The 5,800-nt window shown below is 70.5% G+C and carries 4 protein-coding genes and 1 pseudogene; 1 reads left to right on the top strand and 4 read right to left on the bottom strand.

Going from position 1 to position 5,800, the window contains the following annotated elements; all coding sequences use genetic code 11:
- The 4 genes and pseudogenes from GT354_RS35545 to rpsA all read right to left on the bottom strand — a co-directional run.
- Positions 1–194 (bottom strand): annotated as a pseudogene (locus tag GT354_RS35545) (phosphatase PAP2 family protein); the annotation flags it as partial.
- 408 nt (positions 195–602) lie between these two features.
- Complete coding sequence (locus GT354_RS35540; protein WP_202512662.1) at positions 603–1,652, bottom strand: hypothetical protein; 1,050 nt, start codon at positions 1,650–1,652, stop codon at positions 603–605.
- Positions 1,642–2,898, bottom strand: a complete 1,257-nt coding sequence (locus tag GT354_RS35535; protein ID WP_346012330.1) for an MFS transporter — start codon at positions 2,896–2,898, stop codon at positions 1,642–1,644. Before GT354_RS35535 ends, GT354_RS35540 begins: the two co-directional genes overlap by 11 nt.
- 179 nt (positions 2,899–3,077) lie before the next feature.
- Positions 3,078–4,565, bottom strand: a complete 1,488-nt coding sequence (gene rpsA, locus GT354_RS35530) for a 30S ribosomal protein S1 (RefSeq protein ID WP_161360508.1) — start codon at positions 4,563–4,565, stop codon at positions 3,078–3,080.
- A gap of 279 nt (positions 4,566–4,844) precedes the next feature.
- On the opposite strand from rpsA, the gene GT354_RS35525 reads away from it, so the two are divergent.
- Complete coding sequence (locus GT354_RS35525; protein ID WP_346012329.1) at positions 4,845–5,705, top strand: class I SAM-dependent methyltransferase; 861 nt, start codon at positions 4,845–4,847, stop codon at positions 5,703–5,705.
- The last annotated feature ends 95 nt before the right edge of the window (positions 5,706–5,800 follow it).

The raw sequence follows: 5,800 nt of genomic DNA, 5'->3' as shown, positions 1-5,800 counted from the left end.
CGGTCGACCGCGGCGCCGACCATGCCCGCGGCGAGCCAGACCCCGGCGTGCTCGCCCGCGAAGGACAGGGCCTTGCTCGTGCGCTGGACGACCGGGTGCCCGGTTCGTCCGCGCACTCCGCGGTACAGGGCGACGTCGGTCGAGCCGACCGCCTTGACCACCTGTCCGGTGGCGAACGCTCCGCCAAAGGCCATCGATACCCTCATTCCTCACCGCAAGTCGTGGGGGCGCCCTGCCCCGAAGTCCGGGGGCCGACGTGCTCGGCGGTCGAAGTTCGACCGCCACACGGGCCACTTCCATGCAAGCCCGGCGCTGGGCACCAATGGATCAGAGTACGCGAACCGTGAACGGCCCCCGAGCCGCGTCTCCCGTGGCAGGTCCCCAACGGCGAGCGACCCGGAGTACCCCCACCGGGCCTTTCGTCGCATCCGAACCTGCCAAACGGGTGCGACTGACGTAACCCAACGGGGCGTTCGTGACGGAACTGTGGCACACCCGCCGCCGATGCGATGCCGGCTCGATGCGCGAGTGATCCCTGACGGGCACAACGCCCGGCTCGCCACGAGTTCGAACCAGAACCGCGGGCGGCCCCGTCCCGGCGGTCAGCGCAGCGGCGTCGGGGAGAACCCGCCGGCCACGATCCGCGCCGGCGCACCACTGCCGTCGGCCGGTACCGACCACACGTCGGTCGCCGCGCCCGACCCGCCGGGGAGGCCGTACGCGATGGTGTGATCGTCGGTCCACACCGCCTGGTCGTCGACGCTGCGCGTCTCCGCGAGCGGCGTCTCGACCATCGTCGCGAGGTCGAGCACGTGCAGCCGCCACGGGTTGCGTGTGCTCTGCGACACCTTCTTCTTGAACACCAGCCGCGTCCCGTCGGGGGAGATCGAGGGACACTCGACGTTCTCCCGCAGCACCGTCATCGTGCGCGCCCGCACGTCCCCGCGCACCAGATACGTGCGCCCCGTCGTGACCGGCGACAGCGTCGCGTAGAACACGTTGTCGTCGGCCGTGAACGTCACCCCCCAGAAGTTGCGGTCGGGGGCCTTGAGTTCCTTGCCGTCGCGGGTGGTGGTGAAGTCCTCCAGACTCGCGACGAGTTCACCGGTGCCGGTGTCCAGGATCGAGGTACGGGTGGAGAAGGTGGCCGCCGCGTACGAGTCGCCGTAGACGAACACCGTCCACGACGCCATCCGCCCCGACGCCGACACCCGCGCCCGGTTGGGCGTGCCCTCCAGCTCGACCCGCCTGACCTGGCGCAGTTGCCCGTCCAGGATCAGCGCCACGTTGTGCCGCAGCACCCCGCCCTCGACGGTCAGGCACACCGCCGTGCCGCCCGCCGCGTACACCCGCTCGCACGAGCGCTCCCCCACCAGCCGCGGCCCGCCCGGGTCGGCCGCCGCGACGGTGGCCAGGTGTCCGTAGCCGGGCCCCGACTCGGTGCTGCGAAACAGCAGCCGCGGCCCGCCGTCCAGGGTCAACGCCACCGGGCCGGGCGCGGTGCCGCCGCCGCCGTGCAGTTTGTGGTCCTCGCGCCGGATCGCGTACCGGGTGTATCCGATCGCCACGCTCGCCAGCAGGGCCAGCACCAGACCGAACACCAGCATCCGCCGCTTGGTGACCGCGGGTTCCACGGGCGCCTCAACCGCCATCGGGCACCCTCGTCCGCCGATCCGCGAGCGCCCACATCGACACCGCCACCCCCACCGCGAGGGCCACCGCAAGCACCCGGATCGCGGCCTGCGGCCCCCACGCGGTCCACAGCGCGCCGAAGATCATCGACGACGCGAACCGCCCCGTCGCCTGCCCCGTCTGCACCACCGCGAGCCCGCCCGCGCGCCCCGCCGCCGGCAGCCGCGCCCCGGCCGCCGCCGACAACACCCCGTCGGTCGCCGCGTAGAACACCCCGTGCAACGCGAGCACCGCCACCAGCAACACCGTCCCGCCGACCGGACCGCCCACCAGCACGTACACCCCCAGCAGCGCGACGTGCCCGGCCAGGAACACCCGCCGCCGCCCGACGCGATCCGCGAGCCGCCCGATCGGTATCGCCAGGACCAGGTACACCCCGGCCGTGCCCAGCGGCAGCAGCGGGAACCGGTGCGGCGCGAGGTCGAGCCGGTGCTGCAGCAGCAGATACACGAACGCGTCGCTCACCGACACCAGGCCCAGCAACGCCGCGACCACGCACAGCCTGCGGTAGGGCCGATCCCGCAACAACCGAAGGGCGTCGCGCCACCCGACCTTGTCGGTGTCGAGCGGGTCGCGGTGGTCGCGCACGAACAACACGAGCATCGCGACACCGACCAGCCCGACACAGAAGCTCACCACGAACACCGCGTCGTAGGCGGTCCCCACCGCCGCGAGGATCACGAACGCCACCAGCGGCCCGACGAACGCCCCGATCGTGTCGAGCGCGCGATGGACCCCGAACGCGCGGCCCTGCGCCTGGGGCGTACTGGAGAGCGAGATCAACGCGTCACGCGGCGCCGTCCGCAGCCCCTTGCCCGCCCGATCCGCCGCGAGCACCGCGCCGATCCCGGGCACCGAGGCCCCTGCGAGCGGCAACCCCAGCTTGGCGACCGCGGACATCGCGTAGCCGACCCCGGCAACCCGCTTGCGCGCCGAGAACCGGTCCGCGAGGTGCCCGCCGACCAGCCGCAGGAACACCGTCACGCCGGAGTAGAGCCCGTCCAGGAAGCCGAACTGAAGCATCGTCAGACCCAGCCCGGTGACCAGGTAGACCGGCAGCACCGCGGTGACCATCTCGGACGAGACGTCGGTGACCAGACTGACCATGCCCAGCGCGACCACGTTGCCGGTGACCACCGCGCCACGCCCGGCGGCGACCTCGGACCGCGGACTCGACAGGTGTGGACGACCGGCCGATACGTACACGCCGCGCCCTCCCCCGGCTGCCCGTGCGAACGACTTCGACCCTAGTGGGACCGGGCGCCCGCCGGTGGAAAAGCCGAAAGGCTCCACCACCCCGAAGGGTGGTGGAGCCTTTCGATCCGCCTAGGTCCCAGCGCGGACCACATCGACGAGCGAAACCGCCTCGGGTGCGAGAGCGGAGATCAGCTCTGGCCGCCGGCCAGCTTCTCGCGCAGCGCGGCGAGAGCCTCGTCGGACGCCAGGGCGCCACCGGTGGTGTCGTCCTCGACCTCGACGTCACCGCCCGAGGAGTAGGCACCCGCGGCTTCGCCGGCAACGGCCTCGGCCTCGGCCTCGCGGGCCTTGACGACCTGCTGCTGGTGCGACTCGAAGCGCGTCTGGGCGTCGGCGTACTGCTTCTCCCACTCCTCGCGCTGCTTGTCGAAGCCCTCGAGCCAGTCGTTGGTCTCGGGGTCGAAGCCCTCGGGGTAGATGTAGTTGCCCGAGTCGTCGTACGTCGCGGCCATGCCGTAGAGAGTCGGGTCGAACTCGGCCGTGGCCGGGTCGGCACCGAACGCCTCGTTGGCCTGCTTCAGCGAGAGGCTGATGCGGCGACGCTCCAGGTCGATGTCGATGACCTTGACGAAGATCTCGTCGCCGACCTGGACGACCTGCTCCGGGATCTCCACGTGGCGCTCGGCCAGCTCGGAGATGTGGACCAGGCCCTCGATCCCCTCGTCCACACGGACGAACGCGCCGAACGGGACCAGCTTGGTGACCTTGCCGGGAACGACCTGGCCGATCTGGTGCGTGCGGGCGAACTGCTGCCACGGGTCTTCCTGCGTCGCCTTCAGCGACAGGGAGACACGCTCGCGGTCCATGTCGACGTCGAGAACCTCGACGGTGACTTCCTGGCCGACCTCGACAACCTCGGAGGGGTGGTCGATGTGCTTCCAGGACAGCTCGGAGACGTGCACGAGACCGTCGACGCCGCCGAGGTCCACGAACGCACCGAAGTTGACGATCGAGGAAACGACGCCCGTGCGGACCTGACCCTTCTGCAGGGTCGTGAGGAACGTCTGGCGCACCTCGGACTGGGTCTGCTCGAGCCAGGCACGGCGGGACAGGACCACGTTGTTGCGGTTCTTGTCCAGCTCGATGATCTTGGCTTCGAGCTCCTTGCCCACATACGGCTGGAGGTCACGCACGCGACGCATCTCGACCAGCGAGGCCGGAAGGAAGCCGCGGAGGCCGATGTCGAGGATGAGACCACCCTTGACGACCTCGATGACGGTACCGGTGACGATGCCGTCTTCTTCCTTGATCTTCTCGATGGTGCCCCAAGCCCGCTCGTACTGAGCGCGCTTCTTCGAGAGGATCAGGCGGCCTTCCTTGTCCTCCTTCTGGAGAACGAGGGCCTCGATGTGGTCACCGACGGTGACAACCTCGTGGGGGTCCACGTCGTGCTTGATGGAAAGCTCGCGGGACGGGATGACGCCTTCGGTCTTGTAACCGATGTCGAGCAGGACCTCGTCCCGGTCGACCTTGACGATCACGCCATCCACGATGTCGCCGTCGTTGAAGTACTTGATCGTCTCATCGATCGCTGCGAGGAAGTCTTCCTCGGAGCCGATGTCGTTGACCGCCACCTGCGGGGTGGTGCTGGGCGTGGCCTCGGTGCTGCTCGTCATGTGGGTTAGGGCTCCGGGTACGGACAGAAGTCGTTTTCAAGCACGCTTCAGGACCCGGTTTCGCCCCCGTACGCCTACGACCATGCAAGAGGATGGCGTGGGATCGACAAAGGTGAGCGCGACCTGCTCCGTCTGAGTTCACGCAGGCCCGCGGCGCAACTTGCAGCATACGGGGCCGACCGGGTGCGGTCAACGCGCACCGGATGCATGGGGTCAAGCGGGACGCCCCGAAGGGAGTACCCTACGCGCGTCCGTGCCCGCCGCAGTCTCTGGAGACCCGTGAACAACCCCATCCCGTACGGCCGGCACTCGTCACTGTCCGCACCGTACGTCGACGACGACGACCTCGACGACGACGCGGTACGACGCAAAGTCGGCATCGTGGAGAGCGTGCGCGCCGGACGCCACTGGTGGGACGCCAACGCCGACGAGTATCAGGTCGAACACGGCGATTTCCTCGGCGACGCGCGGTTCGTGTGGTGCCCGGAGGGACTCGACGAGGACCGCGCGCACCTGCTGGGCGAGGTCGAGGGGCGCAGCGTGCTGGAGGTCGGCGCGGGCGCGGCGCAGTGCTCGCGCCGGCTGCTCGCGCGCGGCGCGCACCCGATCGCACTCGACCTGTCCATCCGCCAACTCCAGCACTCGCTGCGGCTGGACGCCGAGCACGACACCCGAGTGCCGGTCGTCCAGGCCGACGCGGCGCGCCTGCCGTTCGCCGACGCGAGCTTCGACCTCGCGTTCTCGGCGTACGGCGCGCTGCCGTTCAGCCCGGACGGCGCGGGCATCATGCGCGAGGTGTATCGGGTTTTGCGGCCCGGCGGGCGGTGGGTCTTCTCGATCACCCATCCGATCCGTTGGGCGTTTCCCGACGAGCCGGGGCCGGAGGGACTGACCGCGGCCACGTCGTACTTCGACACGACGCCCTACGTCGAACAGGACCACACCGGTCGGGCCACCTACGTCGAGCAGCACCGCACGCTCGGCGACCGGGTACGCGAGGTGGTCGGCGCCGGATTCCGGCTCACCGACCTCGTCGAGCCCGAGTGGCCCGACGACCTCGAATCGGTGTGGGGCGGGTGGAGTCCGCTGCGCGGGCGGCTGTTCCCGGGCACGGCGATCTTCGTGTGCGATCGGGACTGAGCCGGACGCGGGTCATTCGGCGGGCGAGGGCTTCGCGGCGGGGCGGGCGGGGGGCGCGGGCCTGCCACCGGCGGCGGTGACCGGCTCGGGGGCGG

Origin of the sequence: Streptomyces sp. SID3343 (assembly GCF_009865215.1) — a bacterium.
Lineage (GTDB): Bacteria > Actinomycetota > Actinomycetes > Streptomycetales > Streptomycetaceae > Embleya.
This window is presented reverse-complemented; position numbering and strand designations above follow the sequence as displayed.